Here is a 17,674-nt window from a genome sequence, read left to right as displayed (position 1 = left end):
ATGGACGCGTTCACCGTATTCACCGTGGTCGTCAACGACGAGGAACAGCACTCGATCTGGCCGACGGAGCTCGACGTTCCGGCGGGCTGGTACGAGGTCGGCAGGTCCGGCAGCAAGCAGGAGTGCGTGGCCTACATCGACGAGGTGTGGACCGACATCCGCCCGCGCAGCGTCCGCGAGGCGCTGGCCCGCTAGCGCTGGAAGGAGACGCGCGACATGTTGACACCGAGCACCGCGGTGGCGCTGGTCGAGGGTGACACCGCGATCACCTACCACGAACTGGACGACCTCGCCGACCGGATGTCCCGGGTCCTCGACCTGCGGGGAGTGCGGCCCGGGGACCTGGTCGCGATCACGCTGCCGCGCGGGATCGGCATGGTGACCGCGCTGCTGGCCGCCGGGCGTGTGGGTGCCGGCTACGTCCTCGTCGATCCCGACCTGCCCGCGGGCCGCCGGGAGGCCATCCTGACCGACACCGCACCCGCGCTCGTCGTCGACGCGTCCGTCGCGGCGGCCGACCCGGGACCCGGCCGGTTCGCCCCGGTCGCGGTCCACCCGGACGACGTCGCCACGGTCATGTTCACCTCCGGGTCGACCGGCCGGCCCAAGGGCGTCGTCGTCCCGCACCGGGCGATCCGGGCCACCTACCTCGACCAGACCTACGCCGCCTTCGACGCGGACCAGGTGTGGCTGCAGTGCTCGCCGGTCTCCTGGGACGCGTTCGCCCTCGAACTGTTCGGCGCGCTGCTGCACGGCGCCACCTGCGTGCTCGCCCCCGGCCAGCGGCCCGACCCGGAGACGGTGGCCGACCTGTGCGCCCGCCACCGGGTCACCCAGCTGCAGGTGTCCGCCAGTCTCTTCAACTTCCTGGTGGACGAGCGGCCCGAGGCGTTCGCGCTGCTCAAGGTGGTCTTCACCGGCGGTGAGCACGCCTCCCCCGCCCACGTGAACCGGATCCTCGAACGCTACCCGCACCTGCGGGTCGTCAACGGATACGGGCCGGTGGAGAGCCTCGGGTTCACCACCACCCAGCCGCTCACCGCCACAGCACCCGGCACGGCCCGGGTCCCCGTCGGCGTCCCCGTCAACCACAAGGGGATCCGGGTCCTCGACGGCAAGCTCGAACCCGCCCCGCCGAACACCGACGGCGACGTCTACTGCACCGGCGAAGGACTCGCCCACGGCTACCTCAACCAGACCGGCCTCACCGCAAGCCGATTCCTCCCCGACCCCACCGGGACCGGCACACGGCTCTACGCCACCGGCGACACCGGCCACCTCGACACCCAGGGACGGCTGCACATCACCGGCCGCACCGACCAACAGATCAAAATCCGCGGCTACCGCGTCGAACCCGCCGAGATCACCGCCGCCCTGCAGGCCGTACCGGGCATCCGGCAGGCCGCCGTCACGCACCGCGACGGCCGGCTGCACGCCTACATCACCGCCGACGGTGCGGTCCCGGCCGACATCCGCGGGACACTCGCCCACCGCCTGCCCGACTACATGCTCCCGACCGTGACCCGGCTGGCGCGGCTACCGCTGACCGCCAACGGCAAACTCGACACCGCCGCGCTACCGTCGCCGTCTGCGCAAGACACCGCAGGGGCCGTGACGAGCCCACTGATGGGCCGCATCGGGGCGGTCTGGGCGAGGGTGCTGAACCTGCCCGCGGTCGGGGCGCACGACGACTTCTTCGCCCTCGGCGGCCACTCCCTGACCGCGGTGCGGGCCCTGTACCTGCTCCGCGACGAGCTACGGGTGGAGATCCCGCTCCGCGCGATGCTGGACGCGTGCGACCTCGATGACTTCACCGGCGCCGTCCAGCGCCTCATCGACGCCGGCGGCGCCCCGAAGCGGCAGCGGGTGGCCCTCGTCGGTCGCCGGGGCACCCGATGACCGCCACGACCGTACGGCCGCTGGTCGACGACTGGTGCTTCCGGCCCGTACCGCAGGGTCCGGGCACGCCCCAGCTGGTCTGCTTCCCGCACGCCGGCGGCGACGTCACCGCCTTCTCCCGGCTCGCCGGGGCCCTCGCCGGTGACCGGGAGGTGGTGGCGGTGCGGCTGCCCGGCCGTGGCGGGCGCTTCCACGACCCGGTTCCACCCCGGTTCGCCGATCTGGTAGCCCAGGTTGCCGCCGGGATCGGACCGCGACTGCGCCCTGGCGCCGTCTTCTACGGGCAGAGCTTCGGGGCCCTCCTCGCCTACGAGGTCGCCCGGACGCTGCCCCCGGTGCGCCTGGTAGTGGCCTGCGCACCCGCCCCCGGTGAATGGCCCGCCACCGTGCCCGACCCGGCGACGGGCGCGGACCGGCTGCTGCGCGAGTGCGGTCTCGGCGACGAGATCCCGGCCGGTCACCCGCTGTACCCGTTCATGGTCCGGGTCCTGCGCACCGATCTCGCGCTCTGCCACACCTACCGGCACCGGCCCGCGCCCCGCCTCGACATCGCCGTCCACGCCGTCGCCGCCGCCGGCGACACGGTCGTCGACCCGGCCCGGGTAGCCGGGTGGGCGGCGGTCACCACCGGCCCGTTCACCAGCTCGACGGTGCCCGGCGGGCACCTGCCGGCCTCACCGGCCGCCGACGGACCGGCCGACCTGTTGCGCACGTTGCGGAGGAGCTGACATGCACGCCACGTCCACACTGGATCTGAGCGACACCCGGCTCTGGTCCCGGCCCGACCTGGCCGATCTCATCGACGATCTCAGAGCCGAGGCTCCCGTACGGCGTACGGACACCGCCCAGGACGGGCCGGTCTGGTCGGTGCTCTCCTACGAACTGGCCTGCACCGTACTCACCGACGCCACCGTCTACAGCTCCACCGGCGGTTCCCTGCTCGGCGCAGGCGCCGGGAAGTGCCCGGTCGGCGCGGGCAGGATGATGGCGCTCACCGACCCGCCCCGGCACCGCCAGCTCCGCCAGCCGGTGGTGCCGTTCTTCTCCAACGCCGCCGTCAAGCGCTACGCCGAGCGGGTCGAGCGGCTCGCCGCGACCGCCGTCCGCGAGGCCCTCGCGAAGGGCGACGTGGATCTCGTCGACGTCGTCTCGGCCATCCCGCTCACCGTCATGTGCGACCTGCTGGACATCCGCGACGACGACCGGGACCTGGTGGTACGCGTCTGCGACCAGGCGTTCCTCGGCCGTACGCCGCAGGAGCGGCGAGCCGGGCACCAGCAGCTCATCCCGTTCCTCTTCCAGCAGGTGATGCTGCGCCGGACGTCCCCCGGCGACGATCTGATCAGCGTCGCCGCCACCCACCGGGTGGACGGCCGGCTCCCCCCGGTCGAGGACGTCGTGCTCAACCTCGACAACATCCTGGTCGGCGGCGTGCAGACGGTACGGCACACCGCGGCGATGAGCCTCTGGGCGCTGATGAACCACCCGGACGCCTGGGCCGCCCTGGCCGACGGCACCGCGGATCTCGACGCCGCCACCAACGAGCTGCTGCGCTGGACCTCGGTCGGGCTGCACATGCTGCGCACCGCGTCCACCAGCACCGAGCTGGGTGGCCAGACGATCGAGGCCGGCGACCGGGTGGTGGTGTGGACGTGGGCGGCCGACCACGACCCGGCCGCCTTCGACCGTCCCCGGGAGCTGCGCCTGGACCGGTCCCCCAACCGGCACCTGGCGCTCGGCGTGGGCCCGCACCACTGCATCGGCGCGCCCCTGGCCAAGGCCGAGCTGCGGGCGGTCTACCGCGCGTTCCTCGATCAGGTCCGCGAGATCGAACTCGCGGGCGAGCCGGTCCACAACACCTCGCTGATCAATTTCGGATTCGACCGGCTGCCGGTCCGCCTGCACGCGCGCTGAGACGGGAGCATCTCCGGTGACCTCGACAAGTCTGAACCACGACCGGCCGCCCGCCGCGCCGCCGGTCCGGGCCGGGTGGACCCGGGTCGGGTTCTTCCTCGGCGGCCAGGGCATCTCCCTCGTCTGCGACCAGGTGTTCTTCATCGCCGTGGTGTGGGCCGCCGCGCAGCTCGGCGGCACCGCCGCGGTCACCTGGGTCACCCTGGCCGAGTCGGTCCCCCGGGCCGGCGCGATGATCTTCGGCGGGGCGATCTGCGACGCGTTCGGGCCCCGGGCGGTGCTGCTGCGGACCACCTCGGTACGCATCGCCGTGCTCGGCGCGGCCGCCCTCGCCGCGATGACCGTCCACTCCCTGTGGCTGCTCGTCGTGGTGGCCGCCGTCGAGGGCGCGATGCTCGGGCTCGGGTCACCGTCGTTCGGCACGATGCTGCCCCGGATGGTCTCCCGCGACCGGCTCGGCCGGGCCAACTCGCTGCGCGCGATGGCGATGCGGTTCGCCCCCATCGTCGGCCCGCCGATCGGGGCGTGGCTCGTCGCGGGCGGTCACCTGGTCGCCGCCCTCTTCGTGGTCTGCGCCGGCTGCGTCGTCTCCCAGCTCTGCGTACGCTGGGTGACCCGGTCGATCGAGGTGCCCCCGGCGACCGGACGGCCGCTGTGGCGGCGCATCGGCGACGGTTTCGTGCTGCTGCGTGCCGATGCCCGGCTCCGCTGGCTCTTCCTCTCGTCGCTCTGCCTGGACCTGGCGTTCGCCTGGCCGCTCAACCCCGGCCTGCCGGTGGTGGTCCTCCAGCGCGGCTGGGACGTCGCCGCCGTCGGCCTGCTCATCACCTGCTTCGGCGCCGGCGCCCTGGTCTCGGCGGCGATCGGGGCGGTGGTGGACCGGCGGGTGCCGATCGCGGTGCGGTTCATCGGCGGCGGGGCCGGTGTGGCCGTGGCGCTGCTCGCCATGATCGTGGCGCCGTCCCTGTCGTGGATGGCGGTCGCGTCGGCGGCGGTCGGGGTCTTCTCCGGGCAGAACGCGCCCGCCGCCGTCTCCCTGTACCAGGAGGCCGCACCCGCCGACCGGCTCGGCGTGGCCATGTCGATGATCGCCCTGTCCGGCATCGGGGCCGCGCCGTTCGCCTACAGCGCGTTCGGTGCCCTCGCCGCCGCGGCCGGCCCGGCCGTCGCCTGGGTCGCCGGTGCCGCCCTCGCCCTCGGCGCGCCCCTCGCGGGCCTGCGTGCCCTGCGCCTGCCGTCCCGTTCCAGCTGAGGAAGGACATACCCGTGCGCCCGTTGTCGTTCGGCCAGCAGCGACTGTGGTTCCTGGACCAGTTCGAGGGTCCGGACGCCCTGTACAACGTGCCCTTCCCGCTGCGGATCCGCGGCCCGCTCGACCGGGCGGCGCTGCGGGACGCGATCGGCGACCTGCTCGACCGGCACGAGGTGCTGCGCACCGTGTTCCCCGCCGCGGACGGCACCGCGCACCAGTGGATCCTCGATCCGGCCGACGCGGCGGCGCGCCTGGAGTTCCGCGTCGAGCATCTCACCCCCGAGCAGCTGCCGGCCGCCCTCGCCGCGGCCGCCGCCCGGCCGTTCGACCTGGCGGCCGAGCTGCCGCTGCGGGCCGTGCTCTTCGCCCTCGGCCCGCAGAAGCAAGCCGGCCCGCAGGAGCAAGCCGGCCCGCAGGAGCACGTGCTCCTGCTCCTGCTGCACCACATCGTCTGCGACGGCTGGTCCCTCGGGCCCCTCTCCGCCGACCTCGGCGCCGCCTACACCGCCCGCGCGGCGGGCCGGGCGCCCGACCGGGAAGAACTGGAGGTCCAGTACGCCGACTACGCCGAGTGGCAACGCGAGGTGCTCGGCGACGAGGACGACCCGGACAGCCTGTTGCACGAGCAGCTCGCGTACTGGCGCGACCGGCTGGCCGGCATCCCGCAGCGGATCACCCTGCCGTTCGACCGGCCCGCCGGCCGCACCGACCAGCCCCGCACGGCCGCGATCGTCACCGTCGAGGTGCCGGCCGCCGTGCACGCCGCCCTCGACGACCTGGTACGGCGCGAACGCTGCACCCTGTTCATGGGCCTGCAGACCGCGCTCGGCGCCCTGCTGTCCCGCCTCGGCGCGGGCGACGACATCGTCCTGGGCACCGCGGTCGCCGGCCGCGACGAGAGCGCCCTGACCGACCTGGTCGGCTTCTTCGTCAACACCCTCGTGCTGCGTACCGACCTCACCGGCGGCCCGGGATTCACCGGGCTCCTGGCCCGGGTCCGCGACGGCAGCCTCGAAGCCCTGGCCCACCAGGACGTGCCGTTCGAGCGGCTGGTCGACGCGCTCGCCGCGGAGCGCACCCCGGGCGCGCACCCGCTGTTCCAGGTGATGACGGTGCTGCAGAACACCGAGCCGCCCCGGTTCTCGCTGGCCGGCCTCGACGTCGGCGTGGAGCCCTTCGACGTGGCGGCGGCCAAGTTCGACCTCGGCGTGGCCTTCGCCGAGCGCCGCACCGCCGACGGCGCCCCGGCGGGCATCGAGTGCCAGTTCGAGTACGCCGCCGACCGTCTCGACCAGGAGACCGTCGAGGCCTGGGCCGCGCACTTCGTCCGGCTGCTGACCGAGGCCCTGCGAGATCCCGGCCGTCCGCTGTGGCGGATCGGGCTGAGCGCCGCCGAGCCGTACCGCCCGAGGGCCCTGCCCGCCCGGTGCGTGCACGAGGTGTTCCAGGAGCGGGCCGCCGGGACGCCCGGGGCGGTCGCGCTGCGGTTCGGCGACGCCACCGTGTCGTACGCGGAGCTGAACGCGAGGGCGAACCGGATCGCGTGGCGGCTCGCGGAGGCGGGGGCCGGCCGGGGCGACCTGGTCGGGGTGCTCGTCGACCGCGGCCCCGACATGGTGGCCGCGCTGCTCGGCGTGCTCAAGGCCGGTGCCGGCTACACCATGCTCGACCCCGAGTTCCCCGACGAGCGCCTCGCCGGCAACCTCGATCGCCTCGGCGCGCGTACCGTGATCGCCGGCGCCGGCCTCGCCCACCGGGTGCCGCCGACCGTGACGTGTCTGTCCCCGCAGCACGACGGGCCGGACCACGATCCCGGGCTGCCGGTGTCGGCCGACGACGTCGCGTGCGTCATGTTCACCTCCGGGTCCACCGGCGTACCGAAGGCGATCGCGACCCCGCACCGGGCCCTGGCCGCGACCTACCTCGGGCAGGACTACGCCGATTTCGACCGCGACGAGGTGTGGCTGCAGTGCGCACCGGTCTCCTGGGACGCCTTCGCCACCCAGGTGTTCGCCCCGCTGCTGCACGGCGGGGTCTGCGTGCTGCAGCCCGGCCAGCGGCCCGACCCGGACGCCATCGCCGCGATCGTCCCGGCCGCCGGGGTGACCGTCCTGGAGGCGTCGGCGACCCTGGTGAACTTCCTGCTCGACGACGCCCCGGAGCTCTTCGCCGGCCTGCGGCACGTGCTCACCGGCGGCGAACCGGCGTCCGGGCCGCACCTGGCCCGCGCCCTGCACCGCTTCCCCGGCCTGCACGTGGTCAACGGGTACGGCCCGGCCGAGTCGATGGGCTTCACCACCGTCCGGCACGTGGACCCGGGCGACTGCACCGGCCCGAGCGTCCCGATCGGCGCACCCCTGGACGGCAAGCACGGGTACGTGCTCGACGCCCACCTCATGCCGGTGCCGCCCGGCGTACCCGGCGAACTCTGGCTGACCGGCGACGGCCTCGCCCACGGCTACCTGGGCGCGGCCGGGCTGACCGCGTCGCGGTTCGTGCCCGACCCCTTCGGCCCGCCCGGTACCCGGATGTACCGCACCGGCGATCTGGTCCGCCGGGACGGTGACCGCACCCTGTGGTACCTCGGCCGCATCGACGACCAGGTGAAGATCCGCGGCTTCCGGGTGGAGCCCGACGAGGTGACCGCGCACGTGCTCGCGGTGCCCGGCGTCGCCCAGGCCGCGACGGTGGTCCGCGACGACCCGGCCGGCCGGCCCTGCCTGGTCGTCTACTACGCCGGTACGGCCGACCCCGGCCCGCTGCGCCGCCGCTTGGTCGAGGAGCTGCCCGAATACCTGGTACCGGCGGCGATCACGCGTCTCGACGCGCTGCCGGTCACCCCCAACGGCAAGCTCGACCGTCGCGCCCTGCCCGACCCCGGTCTCACCGCCGCACCGGCCGGGCGGGCACCCCGCTCCGGGATCGAGGAGATCCTCGCCGGGCTGTTCGCGGGACTGCTCGGCCGGGCGGAGGTCGGCGCCCACGACGACTTCTTCGCCCTCGGCGGCCACTCGCTGCTCGCCACCCGCCTGGTCAGCCGCATCCGCACCACCCTCGGTGCCGAGATCAGCCTGCGCGAACTGTTCCAGACACCGACGGTCGCCGGGGTCGCCGCCCTCGTCGCCGGCGCGGACCCCGACGGCGTCAAACGGCCGTCCCTGGTGCGCTACGACCGGCCCGCCGAGCTGCCGCTCTCCGCCGCCCAGCAGCGGCTCTGGTTCCTCTGCGGGATCGAGGGCCAGGACCTGGCCTACCACGTGCCGCTCATCCTGCGCCTGACCGGCCCTCTCGACCACGCCGCGCTCGGCGCCGCGCTCGGTGACGTGGTGGCCCGTCACGAGGTGCTGCGCACCGTCTACCCGGCCACCGGCGGCCGCCCGGACCAGCACATCCTTGCGCCCGGCCCGGTCGCCCTGCCGGTCCACGAGGGAGAGCCGGTGGTGTCCGGTGCCCGGTTCGACCTCGGCGCCGACCTGCCGTTGCGGGCGGAGCTCTTCCGGGTGGACGCCGAGACGCACGCCCTGGTGCTGGTGCTGCACCACATCGCGACCGACGGCTGGTCGATGGGCCCGCTCCGGGCGGATCTGGCGACGGCGTACACCGCCCGGCTGGCCGGGAACGCCCCCGACTGGGAGCCGCTGCCGGTCCAGTACGCCGACTACACCCTCTGGCAGGGCGAGCTCCTGGCCCTCGAGGAGGACACCCAGCTGGCCTACTGGCGGGAGGCCTTGGCCGGGCTGCCCCTCGATCTGCCGTTGCCGTTCGACCGGCGGCGCCCGGCGTCCGCGTTGGATCAGCTCGGCACGGTGACGCTGGAGCTGCCGGCCGACCTGCACGCCCGGCTGCTCGACCTGGCCCGTACCTCCGGCGCCACCCTGTTCATGGTCCTGCAGGCCGCACTCGCCCTGCTCCTCTCACGCCTCGGCGCCGGCGCCGACATCCCCATCGGCACCCCCGTCGCCGGGCGCACCGACGAACGACTCGACCACCTCATCGGCTTCTTCATCAACACCCTCGTGCTCCGCACCGACCTCACCGGCAACCCCACCTTCAACACCCTTCTGGTACGCGTCCGCGACACCGACCTCGCCGCCTACGCCCACCAGGACCTCCCCTTCGACCGCCTCGTCGAACACCTCAACCCGACACGCGACCTCGCCCGCCACCCCCTCTTCCAGGTGCTGCTGTCGCTGCCCGGCACCACCGGAACCGCCTCGTCCGGCGGCTGGTCGCTGCCCGGTCTCGAGGTCACCCTGGACGACGCGCCGGCCGGAGCGGCGAAGTTCGACCTGGCCCTCACCGTGGTGGACGGGCAGGACGGTCTCGAATGCCATTTCGAGTACGCCGCCGACCTGCTGGACGAGGCGACCGTACGCGGCTGGGCCTCGGCCTTCGCCGCCCTGCTGGACGAGGTGACCACCTTCCCCGACCGGCCACTGCCGACGCTCGCCGCCGCCGCTCGCGACGAGGAGGTCGTCGAGGAGGTGGCGGACCGGGCGCCGCGCGACGCCGTCGAGGAGATCATCGGTGGCCTGTTCGCCGACGTCCTCGGCATGCCCGCGGTCGGGGTCCACGAGAACTTCTTCGCCCTCGGGGGCTATTCGCTGCTCGCCACCCGTCTGGTCGCCCGCATCCGCGCGGCACTGTCGGCCGGACTGTCCGTTCGTGATCTGTTCGAGCAGCCCACCGTCGCCGGTCTCGCCGGGCGGGTGCGGTCCGGCGCCGAACAGGGCCCTGCGCTGGGCCCGGTCGAACGACCCGACCCGATGCCGTTGTCCTACGCCCAGCAGCGGCTCTGGTTCCTGGCCGAGGTGGACCCGGACAGCGCCGCCTACCACGCGCCCCTCGCCCTGCGCCTGCGCGGGCACCTGGACCGGGACGCCCTGGCCGCCGCCCTCGCCGACGTGACCGGCCGCCACGAGACCCTGCGTACCGTCTTCCCGTCCCACGACGGCGTCCCGTCCCAGGTGATCCTCCCGGTGGGCACCCCGCTGGAGATCCGGGAGTGCGCCGAATCCGCCCTGGCCGCGGAGATGGGCGACTTCGCGCGGCGCCCGTTCGACCTACGGCACGAACCGCCCCTGCGCACCCGGCTCCTCCGCCTCGACGGCGACGACCACGTACTGCTGCTGGTGTTGCACCACATCGCCAGCGACGGCTGGTCGATGGGCCCGCTCCGGGCGGATCTGGCGACGGCGTACACCGCCCGGCTGGCCGGGAACGCCCCCGACTGGGCACCGCTGCCGGTCCAGTACGCCGACTACACCCTCTGGCAGCGAGCCACCCTCGACACCGAGGCCGAGCTGGCCTTCTGGCGCGAGCGCCTGGCCGGGCTGCCCGACGAGCTGGACCTGCCGACCGACCGGCCCCGGCCCACCGTGCCCACCCACCGCGGCGACGCCGTACCCGTCGACCTGCCCGCCGACCTGCACTCCCGGCTGCTCGACCTGGCCCGTACCTCCGGCGCCACCCTGTTCATGGTCCTGCAAACCGCACTCGCCGCGCTGCTGTCCCGCCTCGGCGCCGGGACCGACATCCCCATCGGCACCCCCGTCGCCGGGCGCACCGACGAACGACTCGACCACCTCATCGGCTTCTTCATCAACACCCTCGTGCTCCGCACCGACCTCACCGGCAACCCCACCTTCAACACCCTTCTGGTACGCGTCCGCGACACCGACCTCGCCGCCTACGCCCACCAGGACCTCCCCTTCGACCGCCTCGTCGAACACCTCAACCCGACACGCGACCTCGCCCGCCACCCCCTCTTCCAGACCCTGCTCGCCGTCCAGCACACCCAGGACGGCACCGGCCACGACCTGCCCGGCCTCGTCGTCACCACCGAGGCGCCGGACACCGGGGCGATCCGGTTCGACCTCAGCCTCTCGGTGGCCGCGCACACCGGCGCCGACGGCACACCGGCCGGCATCCGGGGCACCCTGGCGTTCGCTACCGACCTGTTCGACGCGTCCACCGCCCACGACCTCGTCACCCGTCTCGTCCGGCTGCTCACCGCGGTGGCCGCCGACCCGGACCGACCGGTCCACCGGGTCGACCTGCTCTCCGCCGACGAGCGGCACCGGGTCCTGCGGGCGTGGAACGACACCGCCGTACCCGCGACCGGCGACACGCTGCCCGCGATGTTCGCCGCCCAGGCGGCCCGCACCCCGGACGCGGCCGCCGTCGTCGTCGACGGCGGCGCCGTCAGCTACCGCGACCTGGACGCCCGGGTCGAGGTCATCGCCCGCGCCCTGCGCGCCGCCGGGGTGACGGCCGGGGACGTGGTCGCCGTCGCCCTGCCCCGCTCGGCCGACCTGATCGCCGCGCTGCACGCCGTGCACCGGGCGGGCGCCGCCTACCTGCCGATCGACCCCGGCTACCCGCCGGAGCGGATCGTCTTCATGCTGGCCGACACCGCCCCCGCGACGGTGATCACCCCGGACTTCCTGCGGCATCTGCCCGCCGCGGCCGACGGCGCGCCGCTGCCGCCGGTGCTGCCCGCGGGTCCGGCCTACGTCATCTACACCTCGGGGTCGACCGGGCAGCCCAAGGGTGTCGTCGTCCCGCACGGCGCGATCGCGCTGCACCTGCGCTGGATGCAGGGCGACTACCCGCTGGACGCGACCGACCGGGTGCTGCAGAAGACGCCGTCCAGCTTCGACGTGTCGGTGTGGGAGTTCTTCTGGCCCCTCGCCGTCGGCGCCACCCTCGTCGTCGCCCGGCCGAACGGGCACCGCGACCCGGGCTACCTCGCCGAGCTGATCCGCGCCGAACGGGTCACCGTCGCGCACTTCGTCCCCGCGATGCTCGACGCGTTCCTGGCCGTCGTGCCGGGTGACACCCCGCTGCGGCAGGTGTTCTGCGGCGGCGAGGCCCTCACCCCGGCCCTGGCGGAACGCTTCACCGCGGCACTGCCGTACACCCGGCTGTCGAACTTCTACGGGCCCACCGAGGTCGCCGTCGAGGCCACCCACCAGCCCTACCACCCGTCGTCGCGGGAGCGGACGATCCCGATCGGACGGCCGGTCTGGAACACCCGCGCCTACGTCCTCGACGCCCACACCAACCCGGTGCCGGCCGGCGTCCCCGCCGAGCTGTACCTCGCCGGTGACCAGCTCGCCGACGGCTACCTGGGCCGCCCCGGGCTCACCGCGGAGCGCTTCGTCCCCGACCCGTTCGGCGGGCCCGGCGACCGCCTCTACCGCACCGGTGACCTGGTCCGCTGGACCCCCGACGGGGCGCTGGAGTACCTGGGCCGCACCGACGACCAGGTGAAGCTGCGCGGTCAGCGCCTCGAACCCGGCGAGATCGCCGCCGTAGCCCGCGAGTGCCCCGGCGTCGTCCAGGCCGAGGTGGTCGTCCGCGACGACCGGCTCGTCGCCTACCTGGTCGGCCCGGCCGACCCGGCGGAGGTCCGCCGGCACCTGGCCGCCGCCCTGCCCGCGTACATGGTCCCGGCCCACCTGGTCACCCTCGACGCGCTGCCGCTGCACCCCAACGGCAAGGTCGACCGCCGGGCCCTGCCCGCACCCGGTACGAACGCCGCCGCCGGCACCTACCGGGCGCCCCGGGACACCGTCGAGGAGATCCTCTGCGGCCTCTACGGCGACCTGCTGGGGGTGCCCCGGGTCGGCGTGGACGACGGGTTCTTCGAGCTCGGCGGCCACTCGCTGCTCGCGATCCGGCTGATCAGCCGGGCCCGTACCGCCCTCGGTGCCGAGGTCGCCATCCACGACCTGTTCGACCAGCCGACCGTCGCCGGACTCGCCGCGCGCCTGCGGTTCGGCGGCCCGGCCCGGGAGGCGCTGCGGCCGATGCCCCGCCCCGACCGGCTGCCGCTCTCCTTCGCCCAGCAGCGGCTCTGGTTCGGCAACCGGCTCGACCCGGCCAACACCAGCTACACGGTGCCGATCGCGCTGCGGCTGCGCGGCGACCTCGACCGGACGGCCCTCGCCGCCGCCCTCACCGACGTGGTGGCCCGCCACGAGGTGCTGCGCACGGTCTTCCCCGACCGCGACGGTGAGCCGGAGCAGCTGGTGCTGCCGCCCGCCCCGGTCGACCTGCCGGTCCACGCCGCGCTGCCCCCGCGGGCCGCGTTCGACCTGCGCACCGACCTGCCGCTGCGGGCCACGCTGGTGGCGGAGGGCGACCGGCGGCACGTGCTGCTGCTCGAACTGCACCACATCGCCAGCGACGGCTGGTCGATGGGCCCGCTCTGCGCCGACCTCGCCACGGCCTACGCCGCCCGGGCCGCCGGCGGTTCCCCGCAGTGGGCGCCGCTGCCGGTCCAGTACGCCGACTACACCCTCTGGCAGCGAGCCACCCTCGACACCGAGGCCGAACTGACCTTCTGGCGCGAGCGCCTGGCCGGACTGCCCGACGAGCTCGCCCTGCCCACCGACCGGGGCCGCCCCACGACGCCCAGCCACCGCGGCACCCCGGTACCGCTCGACCTCCCCGCCGACCTGCACCGGCGCCTGCTCGACCTGGCCCACGCGTCCGGCACGACCCTGTTCATGGTGCTGCAGGCCGCCCTCGCCGCGCTGCTGTCCCGCCTCGGCGCCGGCACCGACATCCCGCTCGGCACCCCGGTCGCCGGCCGGCACGACGAGAGCCTCGACGGCCTGGTCGGCTTCTTCGTCAACACCCTGGTGCTGCGCACCGACGTGAGCGGCGACCCGTCCTTCCACGATCTTCTGGCTCGGGTACGGGCCACCGACCTGGACGCCTTCGGCCACCAGGACCTGCCGTTCGACCGCCTGGTGGAGGAGCTCAACCCGGCCCGGGTGCTGGCCCGGCACCCGCTGTTCCAGGTCGTGTTCGTCCTGCAGAACAACGCCGAGGGCGATCTCGGCGACCTGCCCGGCCTCGCGGTCGAGGGCGTACCGCTGGACGCCGACACGGTCGACTTCGACCTCACCGTGGCCCTGCGGGAACGCCGCGCACCCTCCGGCGCCCCGGACGGCATCGGCGGGACCCTGGTGTTCAGCGCCGACCTCTTCGACCCCGGCACCGCGAGCGACCTCACCGCCCGGTTCGCCCGCTGGCTGGACGCCGTGGTGACCGCCCCGGACCGCCCGGTCAGCCGGTTGCCGCTGCTCAGCGACGCCGAGTCCCGGATGCTGCTGACCGAACGTACCGCGACAGCCGTGGACTTCGGCCCACTGCCGACCGCCGGTGAACTGGTCGCCGCCCACGCCGCCGCGGCCCCGGAGGCGCTCGCGGTGTCGGCGGGCGGATCCACGCTCACCTACGCCGAACTGGACGCCGCCGCGAACCGCCTCGCCCACCGCCTCGCCGAGGCCGGCGCCGGGCACGGCACGGTCGTCGGGGTCTGCCTGCCCCGCTGCCCCGAGCTGATCGTCGCGCTCCTCGCCGTGTTCCGGGCCGGCGCCGCCTACCTGCCCCTCGACCCCGGCTACCCGGCCGGCCGCCTGGACTTCATCCTGCGGGACGCGGCCGCTCCGATCGTGCTCACCCACACCGCCGTCGCCGCGCGCGTCCCGGCCGGCGCCGGCACGGTGTGGTGCCTCGACCTCCCCGCGGACGTCTCGTACCCGGCCACGGCCCCGGATGTCGCGCTCTCGCCCGGCAACGCCGCGTACGTCATCTACACCTCCGGTTCGACGGGCACGCCGAAGGGCGTCGTCGTCGAGCACCGCGGGCTGACCGACATGTGCGCCTGGTACCGCCGCGAGTTCGCGGTCACCGCCGCGGACCGGGCCGGCCAGGTGGCCGCGCTCGGGTTCGACGCGACGGTCTACGAGATCTGGCCCGCCCTGACCGCGGGCGCCAGCGTCCACCTGACCCCCGAGAGTGTCCTGGAGGACCCCACCGCGCTGGCCGGCTGGCTCGCCACGACCGGCATCACCCTCGGCTTCCTGCCCACGCCCCGGCTGGAGGCCATGCTGGACGACCCCGCGCTCGCCGGCACCCGGCTGCGAGCGGTCACCGTCGGCGGCGACCGCCTGCGCCGCCGCCCGGCCGGATCCCTGCCGTTCCGGCTCGTCAACGGCTACGGCCCGACCGAGTTCAGCGTGATCGCGACCGCCGGCGACGTCACACCGACCGCGGCGGGCCTGCCGGACATCGGCACCCCGCTCGCCAACACCCGGGTCTACGTGCTGGACGCCGGTCTGAGCCCGGTCCCGGCCGGCGTCTCCGGCGAGATGTACCTGGCCGGCGCCGGCCTGGCCCGGGGCTACCTGGGCCGCTCCGGCCTCACCGCCACCCGTTTCCTGCCCGACCCGTTCGGCCCGCCCGGCGAACGGATGTACCGCACCGGCGACGTGGTGCGCTGGCGCGCCGACGGCCGCCTCGACTTCCACGGCCGCACCGACAACCAGGTGAAGATCCGGGGCGTCCGCATCGAGCTCGGTGAGATCGACGCGGCCCTCGCCTCCTTCCCCGGCGTCCGGCAGGTCGCCACCGTCGTCCGCGAGGACCGCCCCGGCCTGCGCGAACTCGTCGGCTACCTGGTGGCGGACCCGGCCCTCGACGTCGCCGAGGTGCGGCGCCACGCCCGGGAGTTCCTTCCGGAGCACATGGTGCCGGCCGCGTTCGTGGTCCTGGCGGCGATGCCGCTCACCCCGAACGGCAAGCTGGACCCCACCGCCCTGCCGGCCCCCTCCCGTACGCCCGGCGCCGGGCGGGCACCGCGAGGCCCGCGCGAGGAACGGCTCGCGACCCTCTTCGCCGAGGTGCTGGGCCTGCCGGAGGTCAGCGCCCAGGACGACTTCTTCGCCCTGGGCGGCCACTCGATGCTGGCCGCGCGGCTGATCGGCCTGATCCGCCGCGACCTGGGTACGGACGTCGGCATCCGGGCCCTGTTCGACGCGCCGACCGTGGCCGCCCTCGCCGAGCGCCTGGCGCGTGGCGCCGCCCTCGAGGACGCCCTGGAGGTGCTGCTGCCGCTGCGGGCCCGCGGCGACCGGGCACCCCTGTTCTGCGTCCACCCCGCGGCGGGCGTAGGCTGGGTCTACTCCGGTCTGCTGGCCCACGTCGCCGCCGACCGCCCGGTCTACGCCCTGCAGGCACGCGGGCTCACCGAGAGCGGCTACCGCCCGGCCACGATGGACGCGGTGGTCGACGACTACCTGACCCGGATCCGGGAGGTCCAGCCCGAGGGCCCGTACCACCTGCTGGGCTGGTCGTTCGGCGGCGAGGTGGCCCACGCCCTGGCCGTACGCCTGGGCGCGGAGGTCGCCTCCCTCACCCTGCTGGACGCCTACCCGGGCCGCGGCACCACCGGCGAACCGGTGAGCGAGCCGGAGAACCTGGCCGCGCTGCTGGTGTCACTCGGCCTCGACCCGGGCGAGGAGGACCTGGACATCGCCGGTTTCATCACCCGGGTCCGGGCACACGGCGGCCCGCTCGACGCGCTCGATTCGACGGCCCTGGCCGCGCTACCGGCGGTCTTCGCCACCAACCGCACCCTGGCCGACGGTTACCGCCCGGACGTCTTCCCCGGCGACATCCACTTCTTCCAGGCCACCGAGGGCCGCACCGCGACGTCCTCGCACCCCTCGGCATGGCGGCCGTACCTGACCGGCACCCTCACGGTGCACGAGATCGCCTGCCACCACGGCGAGATGACGAGCCCGGCCCCGCTGGCCGAGATCGCGGCGGTGCTCGCCGGGAATCTCCGGTAGCGCTTTGCCATGATCGTCGACGGTATCCCCGGTGCCGGCCGCCTCACCTCAGGGTTTGCGGCCGAGCCCGACCGCTGCCAGTCGCAACACCGGGTGATCCGCCGCTCGCGGGGTGTCCGGCTCCGGGCGCCACTCGCTGGCGGTGACCACGCCCGGCTCGACCATCTCCAGCCCGTGGAAGAACGACTCGATCCGGGCGATCGGCCGGAACTGACCGCGGCCGGTGCCCTGTTGCAGCTCCGCCTGCGCCGCCGCCACGCTCGGGTCGTCGGTCGCCACGAGGTGGTGGATGAAGACATAGCTTCCCACCGGCAGGGCCGAAAGAAGGGTCGCCAGGCTCGCGGCCCAGGGTCATTGCATTCTGGGTGACTGCTGGTCACGGCGGTGATGAGGTCGTGTGATCGGCGGTCGGCGCGTCGGTTGGCGCGGGCGATGTTGGTGTCGCCGTTGATGCGGTGCCAGCCGATCGCGGTGTTACGCAGGGTGGCCATGGCGTGCGGGAAGGCGATTCCGTCCGGGGTGTGCAGGGTGACGGCGTTGATGGTGCGGGTCTCCTTGCGGCCGTGCCCGCGGTCGTGGGTGCGGTCACCGACCGGGATCTGTGCCCACGGCAGGGTCTTGAGCTGGGCGTGAAGGGTGGGCTGGTTCCCTTTCGCCTGTAGTAACAGGTGTGCTCCGCGGCTGGTGATCTGCTCGGCGTGATCGGTCTGGGTATGCATCGCGTCGGCGACGAACAGGACCCCGGTCAGGCTGCCCAGCGCGTTTTCGACCTCGGTGAGAAGCGGGGTGGACGCTGGGATTTCGTTTGATGTGGTGTCGACGGTGACCTGGGCCAGGACGATGCCGGTGCTGGTGTCCAGCGTGGACAGCAGATGCGTCTGGCGGCCCTCGGGCAGGCGGGCGCCCCGCAAGGTTTTGCCGTCGACGGCGATCACGGTCCGGTAGCGGCGGGGCCGCA

General features: G+C 74.3%; 7 protein-coding genes and 1 pseudogene. 6 read left to right on the top strand and 2 right to left on the bottom strand.

All coding sequences use genetic code 11. The features are described from left to right. From AB0M08_RS37320 to AB0M08_RS37295, 6 genes are read left to right on the top strand one after another with little or no spacing between them, the layout of a single operon-like run. On the top strand, positions 1–195 hold the full coding sequence (locus tag AB0M08_RS37320; RefSeq protein ID WP_364504266.1) for an MbtH family protein: 195 nt from the start codon (positions 1–3) through the stop codon (positions 193–195). 21 nt (positions 196–216) lie between these two features. Next, positions 217–1,899: a non-ribosomal peptide synthetase gene (locus tag AB0M08_RS37315; protein ID WP_364504263.1), complete on the top strand. Its 1,683-nt coding sequence runs from the start codon at positions 217–219 to the stop codon at positions 1,897–1,899. After that, positions 1,896–2,627 carry an alpha/beta fold hydrolase gene (locus tag AB0M08_RS37310; RefSeq protein WP_364504260.1) on the top strand — a complete coding sequence of 244 codons (732 nt, stop codon included), beginning with the start codon at positions 1,896–1,898 and terminating at the stop codon, positions 2,625–2,627. Before AB0M08_RS37315 ends, AB0M08_RS37310 begins: the two co-directional genes overlap by 4 nt. Position 2,628: 1 nt before the next feature. After that, positions 2,629–3,813: a cytochrome P450 gene (locus tag AB0M08_RS37305; protein WP_364504257.1), complete on the top strand. Its 1,185-nt coding sequence runs from the start codon at positions 2,629–2,631 to the stop codon at positions 3,811–3,813. 16 nt (positions 3,814–3,829) lie between these two features. Further along, complete coding sequence (locus tag AB0M08_RS37300; protein WP_364504255.1) at positions 3,830–5,065, top strand: MFS transporter; 1,236 nt, start codon at positions 3,830–3,832, stop codon at positions 5,063–5,065. Positions 5,066–5,079: 14 nt separating this feature from the next. After that, positions 5,080–16,716: an amino acid adenylation domain-containing protein gene (locus AB0M08_RS37295; RefSeq protein WP_364504252.1), complete on the top strand. Its 11,637-nt coding sequence runs from the start codon at positions 5,080–5,082 to the stop codon at positions 16,714–16,716. Positions 16,717–16,764: 48 nt separating this feature from the next. Here the strand turns inward: AB0M08_RS37295 and AB0M08_RS37290 are convergent, their stop codons facing one another. Then, the gene (locus AB0M08_RS37290; RefSeq protein WP_364504366.1) at positions 16,765–17,052 is read right to left on the bottom strand and encodes an SAM-dependent methyltransferase; all 288 of its coding nucleotides are present in this window, start codon (positions 17,050–17,052) and stop codon (positions 16,765–16,767) included. 251 nt (positions 17,053–17,303) lie between these two features. Then, positions 17,304–17,651 (bottom strand): annotated as a pseudogene (locus AB0M08_RS37285) (ISAs1 family transposase); the annotation flags it as partial. Positions 17,652–17,674 lie beyond the last annotated feature (23 nt).

The sequence above is a fragment of the Actinoplanes sp. NPDC051851 genome (assembly GCF_040681165.1).
In the GTDB taxonomy this organism is placed as follows: domain Bacteria; phylum Actinomycetota; class Actinomycetes; order Mycobacteriales; family Micromonosporaceae; genus Actinoplanes.
Note: the sequence above shows the minus strand (reverse complement) of the source record. Positions and strands in the feature narration are given on the sequence as shown.

Excerpts from the sequence above, each read along its gene's own strand:
- AB0M08_RS37320 (WP_364504266.1), top strand. The coding sequence starts at position 1 with ATGGACGCGTTCACCGTATTCACCGTGGTCGTCAACGACGAGGAACAG.
- AB0M08_RS37305 (WP_364504257.1), top strand. The coding sequence starts at position 2,629 with ATGCACGCCACGTCCACACTGGATCTGAGCGACACCCGGCTCTGGTCC.
- AB0M08_RS37310 (WP_364504260.1), top strand. The coding sequence starts at position 1,896 with ATGACCGCCACGACCGTACGGCCGCTGGTCGACGACTGGTGCTTCCGG.
- AB0M08_RS37315 (WP_364504263.1), top strand. The coding sequence starts at position 217 with ATGTTGACACCGAGCACCGCGGTGGCGCTGGTCGAGGGTGACACCGCG.